Raw genomic sequence first — 22,863 nt, forward strand, 5'->3', positions numbered from 1 at the left:
CAAGCCGCTATCTCAAAACCTATGAAAGGGAACGACATGCAGGAAATATCGGATCGTAGCTCCAACGCGGTGCAGGAGATATTCGGCACCAACAAGGTGCTCATTGGAATGATCCATTGTCCGGCATTCCCCGGGGCCCCCCGCTACAAGGGGGCTGACATGGATGCGATCTATGATGCCTGCATGCGGGACGCCGAGGCCTGCGTGGAAGGAGGATTGCACGGACTGGTCATTGAAAACCATGGCGATATTCCCTTTTGCAAGCCCGATGATATCGGACCCGAAACAACCGGATTCATGTCCGTTGTCACGGATCGCATTGCCCGGGCCATCGGCATCCCGCTCGGGATCAATGTGCTTGCCAATGCGCCCATTCCGGCTTTTGCCATTGCCATGGCCGGCGGTGCCAAGTTCATTCGGGTCAATCAGTGGGCCAATGCCTATGTGGCGAATGAAGGCTTCATGGAGGGCAGGGCGGCTGAGGCGATGCGCTACCGGTCGATGCTGCGCGCCGAGCACATCAAGGTCTTTGCCGACAGCCACGTCAAGCACGGCAGCCACGCCATCGTTGCAGACCGGACGATCGAAGAATTGACGCGTGATCTTGCGTTCTTTGATGCCGATGGTGTCATCGCCACGGGGCAGCGCACGGGCAACGTCGCAACAATTGAAGAGATCGAGGAAATCGGCTCGGCAACGCATCTGCCGCTTCTGGTCGGATCGGGTGTCAACAGCGACAACATCGTCGAAATACTCAAGCGGACCAACGGCGTCATCGTGGCATCCTCGCTGAAGCAGGGCGGTGTCTGGTGGAACCCGGTGGACGTTGAGCGGGTCAAGGCGTTCCGTGCCGCCGCAGAACCGGCGCTGGAGCGCTGAGGGCATGGAAAGCGAAAGCCTCTCCGACCGTATCCTGCGGGAAAATGCGGCGGTCCTGCAGACGATGCTGGACCACCGTTTCGTCAGGGACATAAAGCACGACGCGCTGAGCAAGGACGCCTTCGATCGCTACCTCGTCTATGAAGGCGCTTTTGTCGACACGGCGATTTCGATCTTTGCCTATGCAGCGGCGACGGCGCAAACCATGGAGCAGAAGCGCTGGCTCATCGCGGTGCTGGATGCGCTCGCCAATGAGCAGATTGTCTATTTCGAGCGCACCTTCGCGCGCCGGGCCATCGATCCCGCCGCATTCGACGTTACGATTCCAGCGGTTGAGGCCTTCCGGTCGGGGATGCTCTGCATTGCTGCCGAGGGCGGGTTTCTCGACATCATTGCCGCGATGTTTGCGGCGGAATGGATGTACTGGACCTGGTCAAAGGAGGCTTCGATGCATCGCATCAGTGATCCGCTTCTCAAGGAGTGGGTTGATCTGCATGTAAGCCAGGGGTTTGCCGAACAGGCATTGTGGCTGAAGCATCAGCTTGATCTGGCGGGGCCAGGTCTTTCCGAGCAGGGACGTGTCCGGCTCAGCAGTATATTCGGCCATGCCATGCAGCTCGAAATCGATTTTCATGACGCGCCATATCTCTAACCTTCAAAAGGTCTGCCAATGCGCGCCTATGTAATCGGCAATGTCACCATCGATGAAACAATAATCGTGGATTCACTGCCGGCGTCCGGGGCCTCTATCCTCGGCGAAGTTGGAGCGCATGATCTGGGCGGCAAGGGAACGAACCAAGCTGTCGTCATGGCCCGGTGCGGGCTGCCAACGACATTGGTCGCGCCGGTCGGAAATGATGCGCGCGCGGCCGTGATCCGCCAGCGCTTGCAGGATGAGCCGCTCACGACGGAGCTGGTCGAACTGGATGGAAAGTCGAGTGATACCTCCATCATCTTCCGGTTGCCCGACGGCGAAAATGCGATTGTCACCACAACCGAGTCCGCACAGAACCTCAGCTCATCTGCCGTTGCCGCGAAACTCTCCGCCGCTCAACCCGGCGATCTGGCGATCCTGCAGGGAAACCTGTCGCATCAGGCGACGCGTGAAATCCTCAGGCAGGCCAGGGGACTTCAGATGGTGACTGCATTCAACCCGTCGCCTTTGCGCCCCTATTTCGCGGATCTCTGGGCACTGGTGGACATCGTATTTCTCAACCAGGGTGAAGCCGCGGCTTTGACCGGAGCCACGGGGAATGCTGCAGCGAGCCATCTTCTGGAACGCGGTCTCCGGGATGTCGTGCTGACACTGGGGCGCGAAGGCGCAATTCTTGCGAACCAGCGGGAGACCATCGCCGTTCCGGCCCATCCCGCCATCGTGGTTGACACGACCGGGGCAGGAGATACGTTCATGTCCGTGGCTCTTGCATCATCGGCCCGGCGCAACTGCCGTCTGGACAGGCTGGCAATCGAGCATGCGGTGCGGGCCGCCGCCATAACCGTATCCAGACGGGGGACCCAATCGGCTTTTCCGACATCTCCGGAGCTGGAGGCCTTGCTGGCACTGCCTTGAGAATCGGCAGCTTCAAGCCGTTGTGAATTGTCAGCGCTCGTTTTGCGGCGGATAATTTGGCAGCACCTGCGGGCTGAAGCGGAATTTATCGGGATGACGGCATGAATAATCTGCTGTCTGGTTGCCAAAAAACCATAATTGTTCCACCAACATTAAACAGCGAAACTGAAACGTTGAAATCGGATCGAAGCTTTAATGCGTATACAATATGGTTTGCTCAGTGTGTTTCTGGCGTTTGCGCCTCCGGCTTACGCACTGGATGCAAGTTCACCGCCGGTTCTGGCACCGCTGCAGCAGCAGGCGCAGGCCGCCCGCTTGAGCGCAGAGTTTCTGTCGCGCTATCATTACAAGCCTGTTCCGCTGGACGATGCCCTGTCCGCCAAGATCATGGAGCGGTTTCTCAAGGCGCTTGATCCCGACAGGTTCCTCTTCGTCCAGACTGATATCGACGAGTTCATGGGCGACAGCACGAAGATCGATGACGCGATCAACAAGGAAGATCTGCGCATCCCTTTTTCCATTTTCAACGTCTATGAGCAGCGCGTTGTCGACCGTCTGACCTATGCCCGTTCGCTGCTCAAGCAGAATTTCGATTTCAGCGTGAAGGAAGATTATCCCTTTGTCCGGGACAAGGAGCCCTGGCCGAAATCCGAAGCGGAGAGCGATGAGCTTTGGCGCAAGCGGGTCAAGAATGACTGGCTCCGCCTGAAGCTCGCCGGAAAGACCGACGCTGCCATTCGTGATACGCTCGACAAACGCTATCAGAATTCGCTGGAACGCGCTTACAAGTACAAGAGCGACGATGTGTTCCAGATTTTCATGGATGCTTACACCACCTCGATCGAACCGCATACGGATTATTTCGGAGCAACAGCATCAGCCGAATTCGATATTTCGATGAAGCTGTCGCTGGTGGGCATCGGCGCGGTCCTGCAGGAGCGTGAAGATTATACGACCATTCGCGAGCTGATGGCGGGCGGTCCCGCACAGCTGTCCGGCAAGCTGGCTGTTGGCGATCGCATCACCGGTGTGGGTCAGGGCGAGCGTGGTCCAATAAAGGAAGTGGTTGGCACGCGCCTCGACGAAGTCGTCAAGATGATCCGCGGCGCAAAGGATTCCGTTGTCAGGCTGGACATATTGCCCGCCGATGCCGGTCCAGACGGCAAGCACCGGGTGATCAGCCTCGTGCGTGACAAGATCAGCCTCGACAAGCAGGCCGCCAAGAAGACCATTCTGTCGATCAAGGATGGTGATGCCACGCGCAAGATCGGCGTCATTACGCTGCCGGCCTTCTACGAGGATTTTGAAGCGCGCCGCAAGGGTGACAAGAACTACCGGAGCGCCAGCCGCGACGTGGCCAGGCTCCTGGCAGAACTGAAGAAGGACAAGATCGATAACGTTCTCATCGATCTGCGCAACAATGGCGGCGGTTCGCTGGCCGAGGCCATTGACCTGACAGGCCTGTTCGTCGGCAAGGGGCCGATTGTACAGGAGCGCAATGCCGGCGGCGAGGTCAATGTCGAGAAGGACAATCTGCCCGCGCCGGCATGGACCGGCCCGCTTGCCGTCCTGATCAATCGCGGTTCTGCTTCCGCATCCGAGATTTTTGCGGCGGCGATACAGGATTACGGCCGGGGTGTCATCGTCGGTGAGCCCAGTTTCGGCAAAGGCACGGTTCAGACCGTCGTCAACCTTGATCAGATCGCCCGCAACAGCAAGCCGAAATTCGGCGAACTGAAGATGACGGTTGCACAGTTCTTCCGGATAAACGGCGGCACGACGCAGTTGCGCGGCGTCACCCCGGATATCACCCTGCCTGGCTTCTCCGATCCCAAGAGTTTCGGCGAGTCGAGCTACGACAATGCTTTGCCGTGGGCGCAGGTCAAACCAGCTGATTATACGCCGATCGGCGATGTGAAGGCATTGCTGCCGCAACTGCAGAACCTGCATGACGCGCGGGTGCAAAAGGATCCGGACTTCCAGCGTTTCGTGGAAGATATGGCCGACCTGAAAGCGCAGCGGGAGAAGCGGGTTATCTCGCTCAATGAAACCGAACGCCGCGATGAGATGGCGGCGCAGGCCAGCCGCGTCAAGTCGCGCGAGAAGGTGAATGACGGGACAGGCACGGGCGACGATGACGATTCAGCCGACGCGACGACCCAGGATGACGGCCTGCAGGCCAATGAGCGCAGTCTGAGCGCTGATATCGCCATTGAGAAAGCCCGCAAGAGCGCCAAGGATGTGCTGTTGAACGAGGCGGCCCATATTCTCGGCGATGAAGCGGATTTGCTGGCAGGCGTTCCGAAACTTGCCGCACAGCAGCCGGCCAACAATACAACCGGCAAGTAAACGGCCGGACACCGTTTTTGCGATGCTGCTCCGCCCGGTCAGGCCGGGTGGGGCGGCATGGCACTGCCGATGATATTTTCCATGAAATATTGCATGGATTCACTGCGCTTTTTTAATGAACAAGTGTTCATCAAGTTAGGTTTCAATAGGTCAATATTATTGACCTACACCCCGCTCCAGTCTCATCCGATCCATGTAATATCCCGCCGACTTCAGAGTCGCATCGACGATTGCTTGATGACATCAGCCAGGAGGAGGGACCGCTATGACTATGTCGAGCCAATCACAGGATTTGCCTGGAGAGGGCGATCTTGCCCGCAAACTCAAGAGCCGCCACATACACATGATCGCCATTGGCGGCGCCGTCGGCGTGGGCTTGTTCCTTGGATCAGGCAAGGCCATTTCCATGGCCGGCCCCGGGCTGCTGCTCAGCTATGCCGCTGGCGGCATAGCCGTTTTCTTCATCATGCGCGCGCTGGGCGAACTTCTTCTGCACAAGCCGGTTGCGGGCTCTTTCGCTACCTATGCGGAGGAATATGTCGGCCCGTTTGCGGGTTTTGCGACAGGCTGGTCGTACTGGTTCATGTGGGTCGTGATCGGCATGGCTGAAATCACGGCTGTCGGCGTCTACATTCACTATTGGCTGCCGAACGTGCCGCAATGGATCCCCGCCATGATAACGCTTGCAGCGCTCTACATCGTCAACGTCGTTGCGGTCCGGCTGTTTGGTGAACTGGAATTCTGGTTCGCGCTGGTCAAAGTGATAACGATCGTGGCGCTGATCCTCGGCGGTCTTGCCGTTATTGTCTTCGGCATCGGGGAGCTTGGACAGAAGGCCAGTTTTTCGAACCTGTGGACACATGGCGGTTTCCTACCGTTTGGCGTTTTGGGCGCGGTGCTGGCCCTGCAGATGGTGATGTTTGCCTATCAGGGTGTGGAACTGATCGGGGTGACGGCCGGAGAAGCCGAGAATCCTGAACAGGTGCTGCCGCGGGCCACGAATGGCATCATCTGGCGAATCCTGATTTTCTATCTTGGCGCCCTGGCCGTCATCATGGCTTTGTTGCCGTGGAACCAGCTCGATCCCAACACCAGTCCGTTCGTTTTCGTTTTCGACAAACTCGGACTGAGCATCGCTGCCGATGTCATCAATTTCGTCGTCATCACGGCGGCGGCCTCCTCCTGCAACAGCGGTATTTTCAGCAATGGCCGCATGCTGTTCACCTTGGCCCGGGCCGGTCAGGCGCCCCGCATGTTCGGTCGCGTCAACCGCAATCATATCCCGTTCCTGGGGATCACTGCATCGACGGCGGTGATGTCGATCGGTGTTGTCCTCAACTATGTGGTGCCCGAACAGGCCTTTATCTGGATCACCAGCATCTCGCTTGTCGGCAGCCTGTGGACGTGGTCGATCATCATGATTGCCCATCTTGGATATCGCCGTGCGGTTGCCAGGGGTGAAGCCAAGGCCGTGCATTTCCGCATGCCGGGTGCGCCGGTTGCCAATTGGCTGGTCGTGGCGTTTCTGGTGATGGTGGCCGTGTTCCTGGGTTTCGACCCGTCGACCAGGGTTGCGCTCTATGTTGCCCCGATCTGGTTCGGACTGCTGGCGATTGCCTATCAGTTCACGCGACGGCAGCGGGTGCCCCTACTGACCGCCAGCTGATGGCAGGTTGCCGGACATGAAAAACGGCGGACCGGTATGGCCCGCCGTTCTGTGCAAAGGATTTGACTGGAGATCGTATCAACTTTGCCACTTGGCGATGCTGGCTGAATGTCAGCATCGCCAAATTTCTTGCATCGGGTATTAGAAGTTGCGCTGGAAGCGGATCGCACCGCCGAAGGCATCATCGTTGCCGCCATGGGCAAGCGAGTAATCCTTACGGGCGCCATCGAACTTGGTGTAGTTGAATTCGGGCGTGATCGTGAAGCCCGGAACGATTTCATAGGCAACGTTCAAAGCGCCAGCCAGCGTGCCTTCGGATTCATAGGCGAGCTGTGCGTTGATGGTGGCCTTGTCGGAAACCTTGGCAGCCAGGCCGCCCCAGATGGCATAATCGCCTTCCCAGGTGCCGAACCAGTTGCGGCGGCCGAGCGGTGCATCGTCATAATTGGTCTGATAACCGCCCATGACCCATGCCGACACCGTGTCGGTGAATTTCACGTCCAGGCGCAGCTTGCCAGCCCATTCTTCGACACGGGAGTCGTAGCCGACGATACCGGAGATCTTGCCCCAGGACTGTTCGTACTTCGCACCGGCCAGCACATGCGGCATGTAGTCGTCGATGCGGTAGTCATAGCTGTAATAATTGTTGCCGACGCTTTCGCCCTGTTCAGCGCCGATCATGGCAGAGAAGCCATTTCCAGCGTTAAATGTATAGCTGACCTGGTTGCTGTGGTCCGACTGATAATTGATCACGTCGTCGTTGATGACATTGCCGGCATAGCCGGTAAACGAGCCGAAGATTTCATCGGCCACACCGATACGAAAGCCACCGAGTTCGATGTAGGCATTCGGTATGGAGGTATCGTTAGCACCATTATTATACTGGAAACGCGCCTCGATATAGGAGCGCAATGTGCCCAGTTCAGTTTCCGAACGAGCGTCAAAACGCAGCGTGGCGCGCGTCTTCTTTTGCCAGGTTCCGAATTCTCCGCCTTTGTAGACATTATCGCCGCCCTTGGCGTCGTAACGCAGATAACCGCCGATTTTCAGGCAGGTTTCGGTGCCGGGAATGTAGAAAAAGCCTTTGCCATAGGCATCGCAAACGCGAACATATTCAACGGCTTCTGGTTCGGCGACGACAACTGCGTCAGCAGCGCGTGCGCCGGATACTGCAACGAGCGCTGCAGCCGAGCCGAGTAGAAAGCTCTTGATCGTCATGGGGGATCTCCACAATCTATTGAAGAAGTTGCTCAGCCGTATTGCCTTGCAACGAACAGATGAAATCGCTGTCTGCACAGTCCGTAATGGAGATTTGTAACGGTTTTATCACGCAACTGATCTGGGCAGGCGAGCCAATGTGGTTTCTTATAAAAACCATGTCATGTCTCGGTCTGTGTGCCTTTCCTGCAACAGTCGGGAGCCGCTCATTTGAGGTCAGGCCAATGCAATACCGTGACTGAAAACGCGGTGAGTCGGTCGCCGAGCACGACCTGCCGGCCGCGGCAAAACATTTGCAATGAGAACTGTTTGATTGCGCCGGTAAAACACAGCGGCGGGCTCGACAGGGGATATGAAGCAAAATAACACTGAACCATGACCGCAGCCAACGAAGACACCATCGCCAATCGCATTAGCCGCATCCTTGCGGACCGGATTGTGACCGGCCAATTGGAGCCGGGTGCAAAGCTGCGGCAGGATCATGTGGCGGAAGAATTCGGAGCAAGTCACGTACCGGTCAGGGAGGCCTTTCGCAAACTTGAAGCACAGGGCCTTGCCGTCAGCGAGCCGCGCCGGGGCGTGCGCGTTGCGTCGTTTGATCTGGCGGAAGTGCGCGAGGTTGCCCTGATGCGCGCCGAGCTCGAGGGGCTGGCGCTCCGCCACGCTGCGCCGCATCTGACATCCTCCATTCTGGACGAGGCAGAACAGGCCACCGTTGCCGGTGACAATTCCCGCGACGTGCGGTCCTGGGAGGAGGCCAACCGGCGTTTTCATCGGCTGATCCTCACGCCATGCGCCATGCCGCGTCTCTTGGCGGCCATCGATGACCTTCATGCGGTCAGCGCCCGCTTTCTGTTTTCCGCCTGGCGATCGGAGTGGGAAGTTCGAACCGACCACGATCACAGGGCGATCCTGGGTTTCCTGCGCCAGGGCAATATCGAAAATGCCGTTGCTGTGCTTGAGCGGCACGTGCAGTGGATCGGACAAAAGCCGGTCAAAAGCCCGACGGGCTCGACGCGCGACGTTTTCGCTATCGTCGGCTGACCGAGGCAGGACTTCGTCAGCCTTTCAACTTTTCTGATCAAACCGACATTGCCGATTGTGCCTGCCGTTCGCGGTGGTTGCGTTTTCGTGCGTCTTTCATAAAATTATAGATAATTTATGATTCTATCTATAATATCCCGTCAAATGACGCATGAACATACGAGGTCGCACGCAAATGTTGGAACTGTCCACGCAGAAGCCAGACGAATATCCGCCCGCAATGGAGGTGGAGGAGCGATGGAACGTCGATACAGCGAAAAAAATCTATAATTTGCCGTTCAACGATCTGCTGTTCCAAGCGCAGACGGTGCACAGGCAGCGCTTCGATCCCAATGCCATCCAGTTGAGCAAGCTGCTGTCGATCAAAACCGGCGGATGTCCTGAGGATTGCGGCTATTGCAGCCAGTCGGCGCATTATCCCACCGGGCTCAAGGCTTCAAAGCTCCTGCAGGTCGAAAAGGTTGTGGCAGAGGCGCGCAAGGCGCGTGACAGTGGTGCAACGCGATATTGCATGGGCGCTGCGTGGCGAAGCCCCAAGGACCGCGACATCGACATGGTCGTTGCCATGGTTGAAGGTGTCCGCGCACTTGGCATGGAGACCTGCATGACGCTGGGCATGCTCTCGCCGCAGCAGGCAGCAAGGCTGGCCGGTGCGGGTCTCGACTATTACAACCACAACATCGATACATCGGAACGCTTCTACAGCGCGATCATCAGCACCCGCAGCTTTGCCGATCGCCTCGAAACGCTGGCGCATGTGCGCGATGCCGGCATCAAGGTTTGCTCCGGCGGCATCCTTGGCATGGGCGAGACGGTGGATGACCATATCGCCATGCTGGTCACATTGGCGAACCTGCCCGTGCCGCCTGAGAGCGTGCCGATCAACATGCTCATCCCCATTCCAGGATCGAAGCTGGCCAATGCTGCGCCGGTGGATCCCATCGAGTTTGTCCGCGCCATAGCCCTTGCCCGCATCCTGATGCCTGAAACCCATGTTCGTCTCTCCGCCGGGCGCTCGGACATGAGCGACGAGATGCAGGCCTTGTGTTTCCTTGCCGGCGCCAATTCGATCTTTGTCGGCGACACGCTGCTCACAACCGGCAACCCCGGCGAAGACCACGATGCCGCCCTGTTTCGCCGGCTGGGTCTGAAGGCCATGCCGCTGGGTGCATCGGAATGACGTCCGGATTTCTCGCTGGATACGAAAAATCCCTGGCCGGGCTGGACCGGAGGGGGAGGCGGCGTTCGCTCGTGCCCCATGGCGGGGTCGATTTTACGTCCAATGACTACCTCGGCTTTGCCCATTCACAGCGCATCAAAAGCGCTATCGCTGCAGCGATGGAGCGCGGCGTCCCGGCTGGGTCAGGCGGCTCGCGTCTCCTACGCGGAAATCATGCGGAACATGCCTTGTTGGAAGAAGAGGCGGCGGCCTTCTTCGGCTCGCCGCGGATGCTGTATTTCTCAACCGGTTACGCCGCCAACGCCGCGCTGTTTTCAACCCTGCCTCAACGCGGCGATCTCCTCGTCCATGATGCGCTTATCCACGCAAGCGCGCGTGAAGGCATTGCCGCGAGCCGGGCGCAGGCGGTGGCGGCGCGGCACAATGATGCCGAAAGCTTTGAAAATGAATTGGCCAAGTGGCGCAAAGCGGGCGGGCGCGGCCATGGCTGGATCGCAGTGGAAAGCCTCTATTCGATGGATGGGGACCGCGCGCCGCTTGCTGAACTTGCGGCGCTCGCGGACCGTTATGACAGCTTTCTTGTGATCGACGAGGCGCATGCCACCGGTGTGTTCGGCAGGGATGGCCGTGGTCTCGCAACCGGACTTGAACGGCGGGACAATGTTGTCCTCCTGCATACATGCGGCAAGGCGCTGGGGGTATCGGGTGCGCTCCTGGGGGCAAATGCTATGGTCTGCGACTACCTCGTGAACCGCGCCCGCTCCTTCGTCTACTCAACCGCCCCGTCTCCACTGATGGCGGCAGGGGTGCGCGAAGCGCTCAAAATGCTGGCCGAAGAACCCGGGCGCCGCCTGGATCTGCAGCGCCTTGCGATGTTTGCGCGGACATATCTTGCCGAAACAACCGGCAGGGGAGGCAGCGGCTCGCAAATACTGCCCGTCATGATCGGTAATGCGATCCGTGCTTTGCGTGTCGCCGAGCGCATGCGCGCGGAAGGGTTCGACATCCGCGCGATCCGCCCGCCAACGGTGCCGGAAGGCACCGCGCGATTGAGGATAGCGATCACATTGAATGTCGATGAAACCGCCATCGCCCGGATGCTGGATTGCCTGAAAACAGCCCTTGCCGAGGAGGCCGCATGACACAGCGTTTTGTCGTGACAGGAACCGATACCAATATCGGCAAGACGGTCTTTTCCGCCGCATTGGCCGATGCGCTCGGCGCTTCTTACTGGAAGCCGGTCCAGGCCGGTCTTGAGGGGGAAACGGATAGCGAGGCTGTCAAGCGCCTCGGCGGGATCCCTGCCGAAAGGATCATGCCCGAGGCATGGCGCCTGCGTACGCCGGCATCTCCGCATCTCGCTGCCCGGCTGGACAATGTCCGGATACAGCCAGAATTGCTGGTTCCGCCCCCGATGCGGTCGCCGCTGATTATCGAGGGTGCCGGCGGCGTCTTGGTTCCCCTGACGGAAACCATGGTGTTCGCCGATGTCTTCTCCCGCTGGCAGATACCGGTCATTCTGTGCGCCCGCACGGGATTGGGAACGATCAATCATACATTGCTGTCGCTGGAGGCCTTGCGGCAGCGCTCGGTACCGGTTTTCGGCGTCGCCTTCATTGGCGATGAGGTCGCGGATAGCCAGCACATCATCGGCGCACTGGGGCGGGTCCGCTGCCTCGGACGGCTGCCGCTGCTTGAAGCCATGACACTCGACACGCTGCGTCAAGCCTTTCGGCGGCATTTCGACATTGCGCATTTCCGGACGGTAACCGCATGACCGGCGCCCTCGCATCATCGCCGGTCTGGCATCCATTCACGCAGCACGCGCTTGAACCCGCAATGAAACACATTGTCAAAACGGAGGGAGCCTGGCTGTTCGATGCGGAAGGCAATGCCATCCTTGATGCGATTTCTTCCTGGTGGGTCATCACGCACGGCCATCGGCATCCACTGATCATGGAGGCGATCCGCACCGCCTGCGACAGCTACGACCAGATCATCTTTGCCGAATTCACCCATGAACCGGCGGAAAAGCTGGCGCGCGGCCTGCTGGCCGTGGCGCCCGCAGGCCTAGCGCATGTGTTCTATTCGGACAGCGGGTCGACCTGCGTGGAAGTGGCGCTGAAGATGGCGCTCGGCTTCTTCCACAACACCGGTGCGCCGCGCTCGCGCATTGTCGTCATGGAAGACAGCTATCACGGCGACACGATTGGAACCATGTCGGCCGGGGAGCGCGGCACCTTCAATGCGCCCTACCAGTCTCTGTTGTTCAGTGTCGACCGGCTGCCGTTTCCATCGCCCGGCTGCGAACAGGCCACGCTCGATGCGTTTGAAAGGCTGTGCCTGGGCGGTCAGGTCGCGGCATTGCTGGTTGAGCCGCTGGTGCTCGGGGCAGGGGGCATGCGGATGTATCCGGCTTTTGTGCTGGCCGAACTGAAGCGGATTGCCGGGCGGCATGGCGCATTGCTCATCGCCGACGAGGTGATGACAGGCTGGGGGCGTGCCGGAACGCTCTTTGCCTGTGATCAAGCTGGCATTGCGCCGGACATATTGTGCACGTCAAAGGGCCTGACCGGCGGTGCCCTGCCGCTGGCCGCCACGCTGTGCTCAGCGCCGGTCTTTGAGGCGCATCTGTCGACAGACCGCAGCCGGATGTTCTTTCATTCGAGTTCCTACACCGCGAATCCGATTGCCTGCGCAGCGGCCCTCGCCAACCTTGCCGTGTGGGAAAACGAGCCGGTCGAGGCGCGTATTCAAGCGCTGCAAGCCATGCATCGCGAAAAACTCAAACGGTTTGCGGCCGATGACCGGTTCAGCAATGTGCGGCAGACGGGCACGATTGCAGCGCTTGATCTGGACGTTCCCGCATCGGGTTATCTCTCGGATGCCGGACCGAAACTGCGGGCGTTCTTCCGCTCCCGAAACCTGCTGATCCGCCCGCTCGGCAATGTCGTCTATCTGATGCCGCCCTATGGCGTGGGGGAGGCCGATCTTGATCGTGCCTATGACGCGATTGACGAGGCCGCGGACTTGTTTGCGACAGGCGCACGATGAGCCGTATCGCCGGTTTGGGCCATTACGTTCCGGAGCGCCGCGTGGAAAACGCGGAGATAGAGAGCAACCTTGGGCTGGAACCCGGCTGGATCGAGCGAAGGACGGGTATCCGCACCCGGTACTGGGCTAGGGATGGCGAACGGCTCACCGACCTCGCCGCAAAGGCCGGGCAGTCGGCAATCGATGACGCCGGGCTGCAACCGGCCGATATCGCATTGACGCTGCTGGCCACCTCAACGCCCGACCATCTTCTGCCACCGTCGGCGCCGTTGCTTGCGCATCGGCTCAAGCTCGTCAATTCGGGTGCCCTTGATCTTGCGGGCGCCTGTTCGGGTTTCCTCTATGCGCTGACACTCGCGGATGGTTTCGTGCGCACGCAGAAGCGTCCGGCTCTCGTGGTTGCCGCCAACATCTTAAGCCGCCGCATCAACCCGGCCGAGCGGGCCAGTGCCGTCCTCTTTGCCGATGCGGCAGGTGCGGTCATTCTGGCGCCATCGGCAGAACCGGACGCAGGTCTGCTCGGTGTGGATTTGGCCGCCGATGGCAGCCATTATGACCTGATCTCCATTCCCGCCGGAGGATCGAAAAGGCCGTTTTCGCCTGACATGGCGGCAGCGGACGGCCTGATGACCATGCGTAACGGCAAGGAAATGTTCGCGCAGGCCGTGCATATGATGACGCGCTGCGCCGAACGGGCAATGGCGGATGCGCGTATTGGCCCGCAGGACGTCAGCCGGTTCGTGCCGCACCAGGCCAATGCGCGTATTTTTGATCTCGTCAGCGGCAATCTTGGCATTGACGGGGCGCGGACGGTCCGCACCATAGCGGCCTACGGCAATTCCTCGGCGGCCACCATTCCGCTGTCCCTGTCGCTGGCGCATCGCGACCGGCAATTCACGTGCGGTGAACGGCTATTACTGACGGCTGCCGGTGCCGGTCTGACCGGCGGTGCCGTTGTCTGGGGTGTCTAGGCCGGTGTCCGAGTGAGCTGGCACGCGCCGCACTATTTCTGAATGTTGCGCATGATCATGTCGTAATGCGCGTTCACATAGTCGTCGAGTTGCGGCAGGTTGGTCTGGCAGTCCAGGAGTTTGTCGATCGTCAATGTCAGTGCGGGGCTGAGCAGGATATGGCTGCTCTCGCTGGTTGCAGCTCCCGGCCGGAAAACACCTTCCCGGACACCCTTTTCAATGAGGTTCTGAAACATGGTCAGCATGGGCAGGACAAACTCATTGTAATGAGCCGCAGTCAGCTCGGGAAAACTCCGGCCGTCGGAAATCAGAAAGCGCAGGATTTCCCGCGAGTAAGGATTGACGGTCATGTGCTCGTAGACCGTATCGAGGAAAAGCCGGATGAGTTCATGCGGCGGGCGGTTCTGATGCTCGCTCAGAAACTGTTCCTCGTTGAAAATCGGCTGCGAGAGTTTGCGCACGACATCGTGAAACAACTCTTCCTTGTTCTGGAAATAGAGATAGATCGTGCCTTTGGTCACGCCCGCCCGCCTGGCCACATCTTCGATGCGGGTGGCCGTATAGCCGCGCTCGACAAATTCATCGAACGCCGCGTGCAGAATCTCCTGCGGACGCTGCGCCTTGCGGCGGGCCCGCACGCCGGTGCCTGGTCCGGTTGCGCTTGACGCATTTTTTATTTCGGCCATGATTTCATCCAATGGAGCCTTGAAGTCGACTTGGATAACATTATACATTGACTGAACAACCAGTCAATAATATACCCGTCACACCTTTTCATGGATTGGTTGAATGATGCGGCCTGACTTTTACTCCTCTGGATTTGTGGTTGAGCGCCAGCGGCAATGGTATGATCCGTCTGCAGTGCCCAAGGTGCTGGGATTGGTTTTAGGGCTTGTCCTGCTGGCGGGTTGTCAGCCGCAAAAGGCCGCTGAACAGAAGCCACCGGCGCAGGTGAATGCTGCGAAGGTTGAATTCACCGACTATGCGCAGAGTGTTTCGGTGACCGGCGAGATCAGGGCGAAGATCGACAGCAATCTTTCGTTCCGGGTGAGCGGCAAGGTGACCGAACGGCTTGTGGATGTAGGGGACCATGTTGCTGCGGGCGACGTGCTTGCGCGCATCGACCCGGCCCAGCAGCAGGCCGACGTTGCCGCGTCCGATGCGGCGGTTCGCTCCGCCGAGGCGCAGCTGCGCCAGACCACTTCCGCCTTCGACCGGCAAAAAGCGCTGCTCGCACAGGGTTTCACCACGAGGAGCGCCTATGACAGTGCCGAGGAAGCCCAGCGTACGGCACAGGGCTCTCTCGATGCGGCCAGGGCGCAGTTGCAGACATCGCGCGAAACCCTGTCCTATACGGAGTTGAAAGCTGATGCTCCCGGCGTGGTGACCGCGCGCAATATCGAAGTGGGGCAGGTGACGCAGATCGCATCGACCGCTTTCACGGTGGCGGTGGATGGTCCGCGCGATGCAATCTTCAACGTCTATGAAGGATTGGTGACGCGCAATATCGGCAATCAACAGATCCAGATTGTTCTGTTCGACAACCCCGCCGTAACGGCTGCCGGAACCATTCGCGAGGTCTCCCCGACGGTCGACGGTGCCTCGGGTACCGTGCGGGTCAAGGTCGCGGTACAAAACCCGGCACCTGAGATGGCCCTTGGTTCCGTGGTGATCGGAACGGTGAAGTTGCCGGCCGTCAAGGCAGCCGTGCTGCCATCGTCAGTCTTGACATCGGACAATGGCAAGCCTGCCGTATGGGTCATCGATCCGCAGACCAGTGCCGTCGGCCTGCGCAATGTGACCGTGACGGCCTATGAGTCGCTGACCGTCGCCATCGGCGGCGGATTGCAGGCGGGCGAACAGGTCGTGACGACAGGTGGGACGCGGTTGCGGCCAACCGAGATTGTAGCAATCAAGAGTGGTGATCCGTCATGAGGCGTGTTCTCGTTTGCGGCGCAAGCCTTGTGTGTCTGGGTGTTGCTCTCAGTGCCTGCCAGAGGGAAGGCGAGGCCAAGCAGCCGGAAGTCGTGCGTCCGGTCCTGTCGGTCGTCGTCAAATCGCAAACACTGCAGGTCCGGGGATTTGCCGGCAAGATCGAACCGCGTTTTGAAACCCAGCTCGGCTTCCGTACCCTTGGCCGTATCGTGCGTCGCGACGTGTCGGTCGGAGACCAGGTTTCAAACGGACAGGAGATTGCGGCAATCGATCCGCTCGCGCTGGAACTGGCCGTGCAGGCGGCGCAGGCGAACCTGTCATCGACCAAGGCCCAGCTGGCCAATGCGGCATCAACGGCCGACCGGCAGAAGGCACTCCTCAGCCAGAATTCGGCAACGGAAGCTGTCGTCGATCAGGCGCAGCAGGCCTATGAAGCCGCCGTCGCCTCGGTTGTGCGCTCAGAGGCTGACCTGACGAAGGCGCGCGAAGAACTCGGTTATGCGGTGCTGCGATCCGACTTCGATGGCGTGGTGACATCTCTGCAGGCGGATGTCGGGCAGACGGTGACCGCTGGCCAGCTGGTGGCCGTCGTCGCGCGGCCTGATGTGCGTGAGGCGGTTGTCGATATTCCCGAAACGGTGGCCGGCGCGATCACAGCCGGAAGCAAGTTCGGTGTCTCGCTGCAAACCGATCCGACCATACAGACGGCGGGTGTCGTCCGGGAAATCGCGCCGCAGGCGGATGAAGCCACACGCACACGCCGGACACGCATCACGCTGCAGCAGCCGCCGGAAGGGTTCCGCCTGGGAACCACGGTGACGGCGTATCTCACCACCGCCGCCGATCCGCGCATCCGCATTCCGGCAACGGCAATCCTCGACAGGGATGGCAAGGCCTTCGTCTGGCTGATCGATGAAAAACAGGCGGCGGTTTCGGCCAGGGAAGTCAAGCTGGAAGACCGCACCCATGCGGATGCCATTGTCGTGTCCGGGCTGGCCGACGGCGACCGGATCGCCACGGCCGGGGCGCATAGCCTGGCCGAAGGCCAGAAAATCAAGATGACTGACGGGAATCCGCTATGAAGAAGTTCAACCTCTCGGAATGGGCGCTCGATCACCGCTCTCTCGTCTGGTATTTCATGATCGTTTTCACGATTGCAGGGATTTTCTCCTATCTCAATCTCGGCCGTGAAGAAGACCCGAACTTCACCATCAAGACCATGGTGATCTCGGCGCAATGGCCGGGAGCCTCGGTCGACGACACGACGACTCAGGTCACCGAGCGGATCGAAAAGAAGCTCGAGGAACTCGATACGCTGGACTACACCCGCAGTGTCAGTTCGCCGGGATCGACGACGATTTTCCTCAACCTCAAGGATACTGTGCGCGGCGATGCCGTCACGCAAACCTGGATCCGTGTCCGCAACATGATCCGCGATATTTCCCCGCAATTTCCGCAAGGTGTTGTCGGCCCGTTCTTCAACGACCAGTTCGGCGATGTCTATGGCAATGTCTACGGTTTCACTTCGGACGGGTTGAGCCGGCGGCAACTGCGTGATTACGTCGAGGACATCAGACGGAAAATCCTGACAGTTCCGGATGTCGGCAAGGTCGAGCTTGTGGGTGCGCAGGACGAGGCGATCTATCTGGAGTTCTCGCCCAAGCAGGTTGCGGCCCTCGGGCTCGACCAGCAGGCCATCATCAGCACCCTGCAGGCGCAGAATGCGATTACCCCGTCGGGCGTCATCGAAACCGGCCCTGAACGGGTGATGATCCGGGTGAACGGCCAGTTCGTATCGGAGAAGAGCCTGCAGGCCATCAACCTTCGCGTCAATGACCGCTTCTTCCGGCTGAGCGATGTCGCACGGGTTACCCGCGGCTATATCGATCCGCCGACGAGTCTGTTCCGCGTGAACGGCAAGGAAGCCATCGGTCTTGCCATCGGCATGAAGCCGAACGGCAACCTCTTGAAGTTTGGCGAACACCTCAAGGCGCAGATGCAGCAGATCACGGCCGATTTGCCCGTGGGCGTTGGCGTCAATCTGGTTTCGGACCAGCCGCAAATCGTCGAGGAGGCCGTATCGGGCTTTACGCGCGCGCTGTTTGAAGCCGTCGCTATTGTGCTGGCGGTCAGCTTTGTCAGCCTGGGCATGCGTGCCGGTTTCGTGGTTGCGCTGGCCATACCGCTTGTCCTGGCGATCACCTTCATGGTGATGGAATATATGGGCATCTCGCTCCAGCGTATTTCACTGGGCGCGCTGATCATCGCGCTGGGTCTGCTCGTCGATGATGCGATGATCGCCGTCGAGATGATGGTGGCGCGGCTTGAGGCAGGAGACAATCTGCGCAAGGCCGCCACCTATGTGTACACGCACACAGCCTTTCCAATGCTGACGGGCACGCTGGTGACGGTGTCCGGCTTCATTCCCGTTGGCCTCAACAGCAGCGCGGCGGGTGAATTCACCTATACGCTGTTCGTCGTGATCGCCGTATCGCTGATTGTTTCGTGGATCGTGGCGGTCATTTTCACACCGCTGCTCGGCGTGACATTGCTGCCGAAGACCATGAAGAACAAGCACGAGAACCCTGGGCGGTTTACCCTGTGGTTCCAGCGCATTCTCCTGCTCTGCATGCGGTTCCGCTGGGTGACCATCGCCGCCACTGTCGTGATTTTCGCGGTGTCTTTGTACGGAATGGGTCACGTCCAGCAGCAGTTCTTCCCCAACTCCGACCGTCATGAGCTGATCGTCGACTGGAACCTGCCGCAGAATGCCTCGATCCTCGAAACCAAGGCGCAGATGGATAAGTTCGAGGCGGAGCAACTGGCCGGCAACGCCGATATTGATCATTGGAGTTCCTATGTCGGGCAGGGTGCCATCCGCTTCCTTCTGTCATTCGACGTGCAGCCGTCAAATCCGTTCTTCGGGCAGACGGTGATCGTAACGAAGAGCCTGGAGGCCCGCGACCGGCTGCGGACGAAATTGCAGGCCTGGCTGAAGAACGAGTTTCCGAGCACGGACGCCTTTGTGCATCTGCTGGATATCGGCCCGCCCGTCGGCCGCCCGGTTCAGTACCGGGTCAGCGGTCCTGACGTGCAGAAGGTGCGCGACTACGCCCACGACATGGCCAATCTGATTGCCGGCAATCCGTCCATCGGCGACATCACCTTTGACTGGAACGAGCCCTCCCGCGTCATCAAGGTCGACGTGCTGCAGGACAAGGCGCGGCAGCTCGGAATCACCTCGGAATCGATTGCCTCGTCGCTCAATGCCGTTGTCGGCGGTTCGACGATCACGCAGGTCAGGGATTCGATCTATCTCATCAATGTGGTTGCGCGGGCCCGCGCCGATGAACGCGGCTCGATCGATCAGCTTCGCAATATCCAGCTGACGACCAGCAACGGCCAGTCCGTGCCGGCTGCCGCTGTTGCAAACTTCCGCTATGAACTCGAGCAGTCCGTGGTCTGGCGCCGGGCACGTCAACCCACCATCACGCTGAAAGCGGGCATCCTCGGCGACCTTCAACCCGCAACAGTGGTGTCGCAACTCGCACCCAGGGTTGCCGAGTTCGCCGGCAAGCTGCCGCCCGGCTACGGCGTCGTCGTTGGCGGTGCGGTGGAAGAAAGCGGCAAGGCCCAGGCGCCCATCGCGGCGGTTGCTCCGCTCATGCTGTTTGCTATGGTGACCCTTTTGATGATCCAGTTGCAAAGCTTCCAGAGGCTGTTCCTGGTCTTTGCGGTGGCGCCGCTGGCCATCATCGGTGTCGTTGCCGCGTTGCTCTCCAGCAATTCCCCGCTGGGTTTTGTGGCTTTGCTTGGCGTCCTCGCATTGATCGGCATTCTGATCCGCAATTCGGTGATCCTTGTCGTCCAGATCGAGGATCTCAGACGGGAAGGCAAGGATCCATGGAGCGCGGTGGTCGAAGCGACGGAGCATCGCATGCGGCCGATCATGCTGACGGCTGCCGCGGCCAGCCTTGCGCTCATTCCGATCGCCCGGGAAATATTCTGGGGTCCGATGGCCTATGCCATGATGGGCGGCATTATCGTGGGCACGGTGCTGACGCTTCTGTTCCTGCCTGCTCTCTACATCGCATGGTTCCGCATCAAGGCGCCGGACAATACTGCCCCGCCGCAAGCGCATCAGGAACCGGCAGGTGTAAACGCATGACGGATAGGCGGGCGCCAAGTGCTCCCGCCAGAGAATGGAAACAGCATGAGTAACCCGGCACCCGACCATCCTCTTCACACGCTGCGCGTCATCGAGTTCGAGGGAATAGGGCCGGGGCCGCTTGCCGGACTCATGCTCGCCAATCTCGGTGCACAGGTGACGGTGATCACCCGCCCGGTGCAACAGCAGCTCATGCGGGCGTTTGGCGGCGATGCGGATGAGAATCCCCTGCGCCGCAACAAGCGGGTCATTCCGCTTGACCTCAAGACGCCGGCCGGTGTTGAACAGGCGCTTGCCCTGATCGCGGGCGCAGATGCGCTGATCGAAGCCAACAGGCCGGGTGTGATGGAACGTCTTGGTCTTGGGCCTGCCGAATGCGCGGTTCATAACCCACGGTTGATCTATGGACGCATGACCGGCTGGGGCCAGACGGGACCGCTGGCGCAGGCCGCTGGTCACGACCTGAATTATCTGGCTTTGACGGGGCTTCTTTCGCTCGCAGGCCGTCCGGGTGAGCGGCCCATGGTTCCGCCAACCGTTACCGGTGACGCTGCGGGCGCGCTTGGCCTGTGTTTCGGTATCGTCAGCGCCGTGCTTGATGCGCGCGTGTCGGGCAAGGGCAGGGTGGTTGATGCGGCCATCGTCGACGTGGTTGCCATGCTCGGAACAATTGTTCAGCTGGCGCGATCGAGCGGACAGATCGACAGCGCCTCCGCAAGCCCGTTCCACGACTCGCCCTTCTACGACAGCTATATCTGTGCCGACGGGCGCTTCATCACGGTCGGGGCGCTTGAAAACCAGTTCTATGCTTTGCTGCTTGCCAAACTCGGGCTTGCCGATATTGATCCCGCGTCCCAATACGACCGGACGCAATGGGCAGGGCTGAAAAGAAGATTCACTGACCTGTTCGCGAGCCAGCCGCGCGAGCACTGGTGTGCACTTCTGGAGGGAAGCGATGTATGTTTCGCACCGGTCCTCAGCATCGCCGAAGCCGTCGGTCACCCCCATAACAAGGCGCGTGAAATCTACAGGCAGATGTCTTCCGGCCTGATAGAAACCGCTCCGGCGCCGCGGTTTTCCTATTCCAAACCCGACTGACAGACGAAATTGGCGCCAATAAAAATCCGGGGCCTTGCGGCCCCGGACTGTCCCATCTTGCGATGATTAGAAGTTGCGCTGGAAGCGGATGATACCGCCGAAGGCATCGTCGTTGCCGCCATGGGCAAGCGAGTAGTCCTTACGCGCACCGTCAAACTTGGTGTAGTTGAGTTCCGGTGTGATCGTGAAGCCAGGAACAAGTTCGTAGGCCACGTTCAAAGCAGCAGCAAGGGTGCCCTGTTCTTCGTAAGCAACCTGTGCATTGACCGTTGCCTTGTCGGAAACCTTGGCAGCCAAGCCGCCCCAGATGGCGTAATCGCCTTCCCACGTACCGAACCAGTTGCGATGGACGTTGGTGTTGAAAGACCTGTCGTCATAGTTGGTCTGGTAGGCACCCATTACCCATGCGGTAACGGCATCGGTAATCTTCACGTCCAAGCGAGCCTTGAAGCCCCACTCTTCGACGGCAGAATCATAACCGGCGATACCGGAGATCTTGCCCCAGCTCTGTTCCCACTTCGCACCAATGAGTGCATGGGGCATGTAGTCATCGATGCGGTAGTCGTAGCTCTGACCATTCAGCGTTTCAGCTTCGCCCTGTTCAGCGGCGATGATGGCCGAGAAGCCGTTTCCGCCCGTATAGGTGTAGCTGACCTGGTTGCTGGCAAAGCTGTTGTACTGGATCACGTCGTCGTTGATGATATCGCCGGCATAACCAACCCACGAACCGAAGATTTCATCGGCGACGCCGATGCGGAAACCGCCCAGTTCGATAAAGGCCTGCGGAATGGAAGTGCCATTGGAACCGTTCCGGTAGTTGAAACGGGTTTCAATGTACGAACGCAATGTGCCAAGTTCAGTTTCCGTACGGGCATCAAAGCGGATCGTGGCACGGGTCAGAAAGTCGTATGTGCCGTCACCGTTGGGATCGCTGCCCTGATTGACGTGACCGCCGGTGTAAACACTGTCACCGCCCTGAACGTCAGCACGCAGATAGCCGCCGATCTTCAGACATGTTTCCGTGCCCGGAATATAGAAGAAGCCGGCACCATATGCGTCACACACTTTGACGTATTCGACGGCTTCCGGTTCAGCGACAACGACTGCATCGGCAGCGCGGGCCCCCGATACCGCGATAAGCGCAGCAGCGGAGCCAAGAAGAAGACTTTTGATATTCATGTTGATCTCCAGTTAAGGATCATTGTTTTAGGGGCAAGCCAAATTCGCAATGCCTCACTTATGTCTTACTTTGGTACCCTTTTGGTCAAAGGACATAACTGGTGGTATATTGCTACTAGAAGCATTGTTGCCAATTTGCATCAATCGCTCATGTCCAAAATGGCATCATTGCGAACCTGTTTTGGTTTTCAGGCCGAGCGAAACGCCCAGCCGGCTTAGAGTTTTTCGATGCAAATCAAATCTTTGTAAGGCTTGAGCCACGCCAGGGGATGCCAACAGAACCCGCATATGAAAACCGCAGTTTTCGGTAAATGGCGCGGGAAAGCGGTGTTTGGAACGATTGTGCGGTGCAAAATTGGTAGCAAAAAGCCACCAGTTTTATCCTTTGACTGCCTTGGAAATCGGATGCAACGTGACGAGGCAAATTCTCGTCCGCGTAGAAGGACTGCGTCGGACGGAAGGCAAATGAGTTTAATTGATCTCCAGTCAATGCTCAGCGACCCCGCCCCATTCCTTGAGGCGGGGTCATTTCATTTGAGCGTGAAGAGGTTG

The 22,863-nt window shown here is 59.3% G+C and carries 18 protein-coding genes; 15 read left to right on the top strand and 3 right to left on the bottom strand.

What is annotated here, in order from left to right; translation table 11 throughout:
- The first annotated feature begins 36 nt into the window (after nucleotides 1-36).
- The 5 genes from C5750_RS07885 (at nucleotide 37) to C5750_RS07905 (ending at nucleotide 6,464) form a co-directional block, all read left to right on the top strand.
- Nucleotides 37-879 (top strand): BtpA/SgcQ family protein, encoded by an 843-nt coding sequence (locus C5750_RS07885; RefSeq protein WP_105733847.1) that lies wholly within the window; start codon nucleotides 37-39, stop codon nucleotides 877-879.
- Nucleotides 880-883: 4 nt separating this feature from the next.
- Nucleotides 884-1,531, top strand: a complete 648-nt coding sequence (locus C5750_RS07890) for a TenA family protein (RefSeq protein WP_105733327.1) — start codon at nucleotides 884-886, stop codon at nucleotides 1,529-1,531.
- Between the two features lie 18 nt (nucleotides 1,532-1,549).
- Nucleotides 1,550-2,449, top strand: a complete 900-nt coding sequence (locus C5750_RS07895; protein ID WP_105733328.1) for a ribokinase — start codon at nucleotides 1,550-1,552, stop codon at nucleotides 2,447-2,449.
- 195 nt (nucleotides 2,450-2,644) lie between these two features.
- The gene (locus C5750_RS07900) at nucleotides 2,645-4,798 is read left to right on the top strand and encodes a carboxy terminal-processing peptidase (protein ID WP_105733329.1); all 2,154 of its coding nucleotides are present in this window, start codon (nucleotides 2,645-2,647) and stop codon (nucleotides 4,796-4,798) included.
- A 265-nt stretch (nucleotides 4,799-5,063) separates the two neighbouring features.
- Nucleotides 5,064-6,464 (top strand): amino acid permease, encoded by a 1,401-nt coding sequence (locus tag C5750_RS07905; protein ID WP_105733330.1) that lies wholly within the window; start codon nucleotides 5,064-5,066, stop codon nucleotides 6,462-6,464.
- Between the two features lie 141 nt (nucleotides 6,465-6,605).
- On the opposite strand, the gene C5750_RS07910 is transcribed toward C5750_RS07905, so the two are convergent.
- Nucleotides 6,606-7,682, bottom strand: coding sequence for a porin (locus C5750_RS07910; protein ID WP_105733331.1), 1,077 nt, complete (start codon nucleotides 7,680-7,682; stop codon nucleotides 6,606-6,608).
- A 375-nt stretch (nucleotides 7,683-8,057) separates the two neighbouring features.
- Here C5750_RS07910 and C5750_RS07915 point away from each other — a divergent pair, with 375 nt between their 5' ends.
- From C5750_RS07915 to C5750_RS07940, 6 genes are all read left to right on the top strand, one after another.
- Entirely contained in the window at nucleotides 8,058-8,726 is a 669-nt protein-coding gene (locus tag C5750_RS07915; RefSeq protein ID WP_105733332.1) for a GntR family transcriptional regulator, read from the top strand.
- A gap of 220 nt (nucleotides 8,727-8,946) precedes the next feature.
- Entirely contained in the window at nucleotides 8,947-9,906 is a 960-nt protein-coding gene (gene bioB / locus C5750_RS07920; RefSeq protein WP_245421071.1) for a biotin synthase BioB, read from the top strand.
- Entirely contained in the window at nucleotides 9,903-11,048 is a 1,146-nt protein-coding gene (locus C5750_RS07925) for an 8-amino-7-oxononanoate synthase (protein WP_105733334.1), read from the top strand. The genes bioB and C5750_RS07925 overlap by 4 nt, the downstream gene beginning before the upstream one ends.
- Entirely contained in the window at nucleotides 11,045-11,683 is a 639-nt protein-coding gene (gene bioD / locus C5750_RS07930) for a dethiobiotin synthase (protein WP_105733335.1), read from the top strand. Before C5750_RS07925 ends, bioD begins: the two co-directional genes overlap by 4 nt.
- On the top strand, nucleotides 11,680-12,960 hold the full coding sequence (locus C5750_RS07935; protein ID WP_105733336.1) for an adenosylmethionine--8-amino-7-oxononanoate transaminase: 1,281 nt from the start codon (nucleotides 11,680-11,682) through the stop codon (nucleotides 12,958-12,960). The genes bioD and C5750_RS07935 overlap by 4 nt, the downstream gene beginning before the upstream one ends.
- On the top strand, nucleotides 12,957-13,931 hold the full coding sequence (locus C5750_RS07940) for a beta-ketoacyl-ACP synthase III (RefSeq protein WP_105733337.1): 975 nt from the start codon (nucleotides 12,957-12,959) through the stop codon (nucleotides 13,929-13,931). The genes C5750_RS07935 and C5750_RS07940 overlap by 4 nt, the downstream gene beginning before the upstream one ends.
- A 32-nt stretch (nucleotides 13,932-13,963) precedes the next feature.
- Here C5750_RS07940 and C5750_RS07945 read toward each other — a convergent pair whose 3' ends face one another.
- On the bottom strand, nucleotides 13,964-14,617 hold the full coding sequence (locus C5750_RS07945; RefSeq protein WP_158531303.1) for a TetR/AcrR family transcriptional regulator: 654 nt from the start codon (nucleotides 14,615-14,617) through the stop codon (nucleotides 13,964-13,966).
- Nucleotides 14,618-14,720: 103 nt separating this feature from the next.
- Between C5750_RS07945 and C5750_RS07950 the strand changes: the two genes are divergently transcribed.
- Genes C5750_RS07950 through C5750_RS07965 form a run of 4 tightly spaced genes read left to right on the top strand, consistent with a single transcriptional unit; the run spans nucleotide 14,721 to nucleotide 21,132 of the window.
- Entirely contained in the window at nucleotides 14,721-15,866 is a 1,146-nt protein-coding gene (locus C5750_RS07950; RefSeq protein WP_245421037.1) for an efflux RND transporter periplasmic adaptor subunit, read from the top strand.
- Entirely contained in the window at nucleotides 15,863-16,948 is a 1,086-nt protein-coding gene (locus C5750_RS07955) for an efflux RND transporter periplasmic adaptor subunit (RefSeq protein WP_105733339.1), read from the top strand. The genes C5750_RS07950 and C5750_RS07955 overlap by 4 nt, the downstream gene beginning before the upstream one ends.
- Nucleotides 16,945-20,034, top strand: a complete 3,090-nt coding sequence (locus C5750_RS07960) for an efflux RND transporter permease subunit (protein ID WP_105733340.1) — start codon at nucleotides 16,945-16,947, stop codon at nucleotides 20,032-20,034. The genes C5750_RS07955 and C5750_RS07960 overlap by 4 nt, the downstream gene beginning before the upstream one ends.
- A gap of 45 nt (nucleotides 20,035-20,079) precedes the next feature.
- The gene (locus tag C5750_RS07965) at nucleotides 20,080-21,132 is read left to right on the top strand and encodes a CaiB/BaiF CoA transferase family protein (protein ID WP_105733341.1); all 1,053 of its coding nucleotides are present in this window, start codon (nucleotides 20,080-20,082) and stop codon (nucleotides 21,130-21,132) included.
- A 66-nt stretch (nucleotides 21,133-21,198) separates the two neighbouring features.
- On the opposite strand, the gene C5750_RS07970 is transcribed toward C5750_RS07965, so the two are convergent.
- Nucleotides 21,199-22,311, bottom strand: a complete 1,113-nt coding sequence (locus tag C5750_RS07970) for a porin (protein ID WP_105733342.1) — start codon at nucleotides 22,309-22,311, stop codon at nucleotides 21,199-21,201.
- Nucleotides 22,312-22,863: the final 552 nt, after the last annotated feature.

Origin of the sequence: Phyllobacterium myrsinacearum, from assembly GCF_002980555.1 — a bacterium.
Classification (GTDB): domain Bacteria; phylum Pseudomonadota; class Alphaproteobacteria; order Rhizobiales; family Rhizobiaceae; genus Phyllobacterium; species Phyllobacterium myrsinacearum.

Bases quoted from the DNA above. Each gene is read 5' to 3' on its own strand.
- C5750_RS07885 (WP_105733847.1), top strand. From the start codon at position 37: ATGCAGGAAATATCGGATCGTAGCTCCAACGCGGTGCAGGAGATATTC.
- C5750_RS07890 (WP_105733327.1), top strand. From the start codon at position 884: ATGGAAAGCGAAAGCCTCTCCGACCGTATCCTGCGGGAAAATGCGGCG.
- C5750_RS07895 (WP_105733328.1), top strand. From the start codon at position 1,550: ATGCGCGCCTATGTAATCGGCAATGTCACCATCGATGAAACAATAATC.
- C5750_RS07900 (WP_105733329.1), top strand. From the start codon at position 2,645: ATGCGTATACAATATGGTTTGCTCAGTGTGTTTCTGGCGTTTGCGCCT.
- C5750_RS07905 (WP_105733330.1), top strand. From the start codon at position 5,064: ATGACTATGTCGAGCCAATCACAGGATTTGCCTGGAGAGGGCGATCTT.
- C5750_RS07910 (WP_105733331.1), bottom strand. From the start codon at position 7,682: ATGACGATCAAGAGCTTTCTACTCGGCTCGGCTGCAGCGCTCGTTGCA.
- C5750_RS07915 (WP_105733332.1), top strand. From the start codon at position 8,058: ATGACCGCAGCCAACGAAGACACCATCGCCAATCGCATTAGCCGCATC.
- bioB (WP_245421071.1), top strand. From the start codon at position 8,947: ATGGAGGTGGAGGAGCGATGGAACGTCGATACAGCGAAAAAAATCTAT.
- C5750_RS07925 (WP_105733334.1), top strand. From the start codon at position 9,903: ATGACGTCCGGATTTCTCGCTGGATACGAAAAATCCCTGGCCGGGCTG.
- bioD (WP_105733335.1), top strand. From the start codon at position 11,045: ATGACACAGCGTTTTGTCGTGACAGGAACCGATACCAATATCGGCAAG.
- C5750_RS07935 (WP_105733336.1), top strand. From the start codon at position 11,680: ATGACCGGCGCCCTCGCATCATCGCCGGTCTGGCATCCATTCACGCAG.
- C5750_RS07940 (WP_105733337.1), top strand. From the start codon at position 12,957: ATGAGCCGTATCGCCGGTTTGGGCCATTACGTTCCGGAGCGCCGCGTG.
- C5750_RS07945 (WP_158531303.1), bottom strand. From the start codon at position 14,617: ATGGCCGAAATAAAAAATGCGTCAAGCGCAACCGGACCAGGCACCGGC.
- C5750_RS07950 (WP_245421037.1), top strand. From the start codon at position 14,721: ATGATGCGGCCTGACTTTTACTCCTCTGGATTTGTGGTTGAGCGCCAG.
- C5750_RS07955 (WP_105733339.1), top strand. From the start codon at position 15,863: ATGAGGCGTGTTCTCGTTTGCGGCGCAAGCCTTGTGTGTCTGGGTGTT.
- C5750_RS07960 (WP_105733340.1), top strand. From the start codon at position 16,945: ATGAAGAAGTTCAACCTCTCGGAATGGGCGCTCGATCACCGCTCTCTC.
- C5750_RS07965 (WP_105733341.1), top strand. From the start codon at position 20,080: ATGAGTAACCCGGCACCCGACCATCCTCTTCACACGCTGCGCGTCATC.
- C5750_RS07970 (WP_105733342.1), bottom strand. From the start codon at position 22,311: ATGAATATCAAAAGTCTTCTTCTTGGCTCCGCTGCTGCGCTTATCGCG.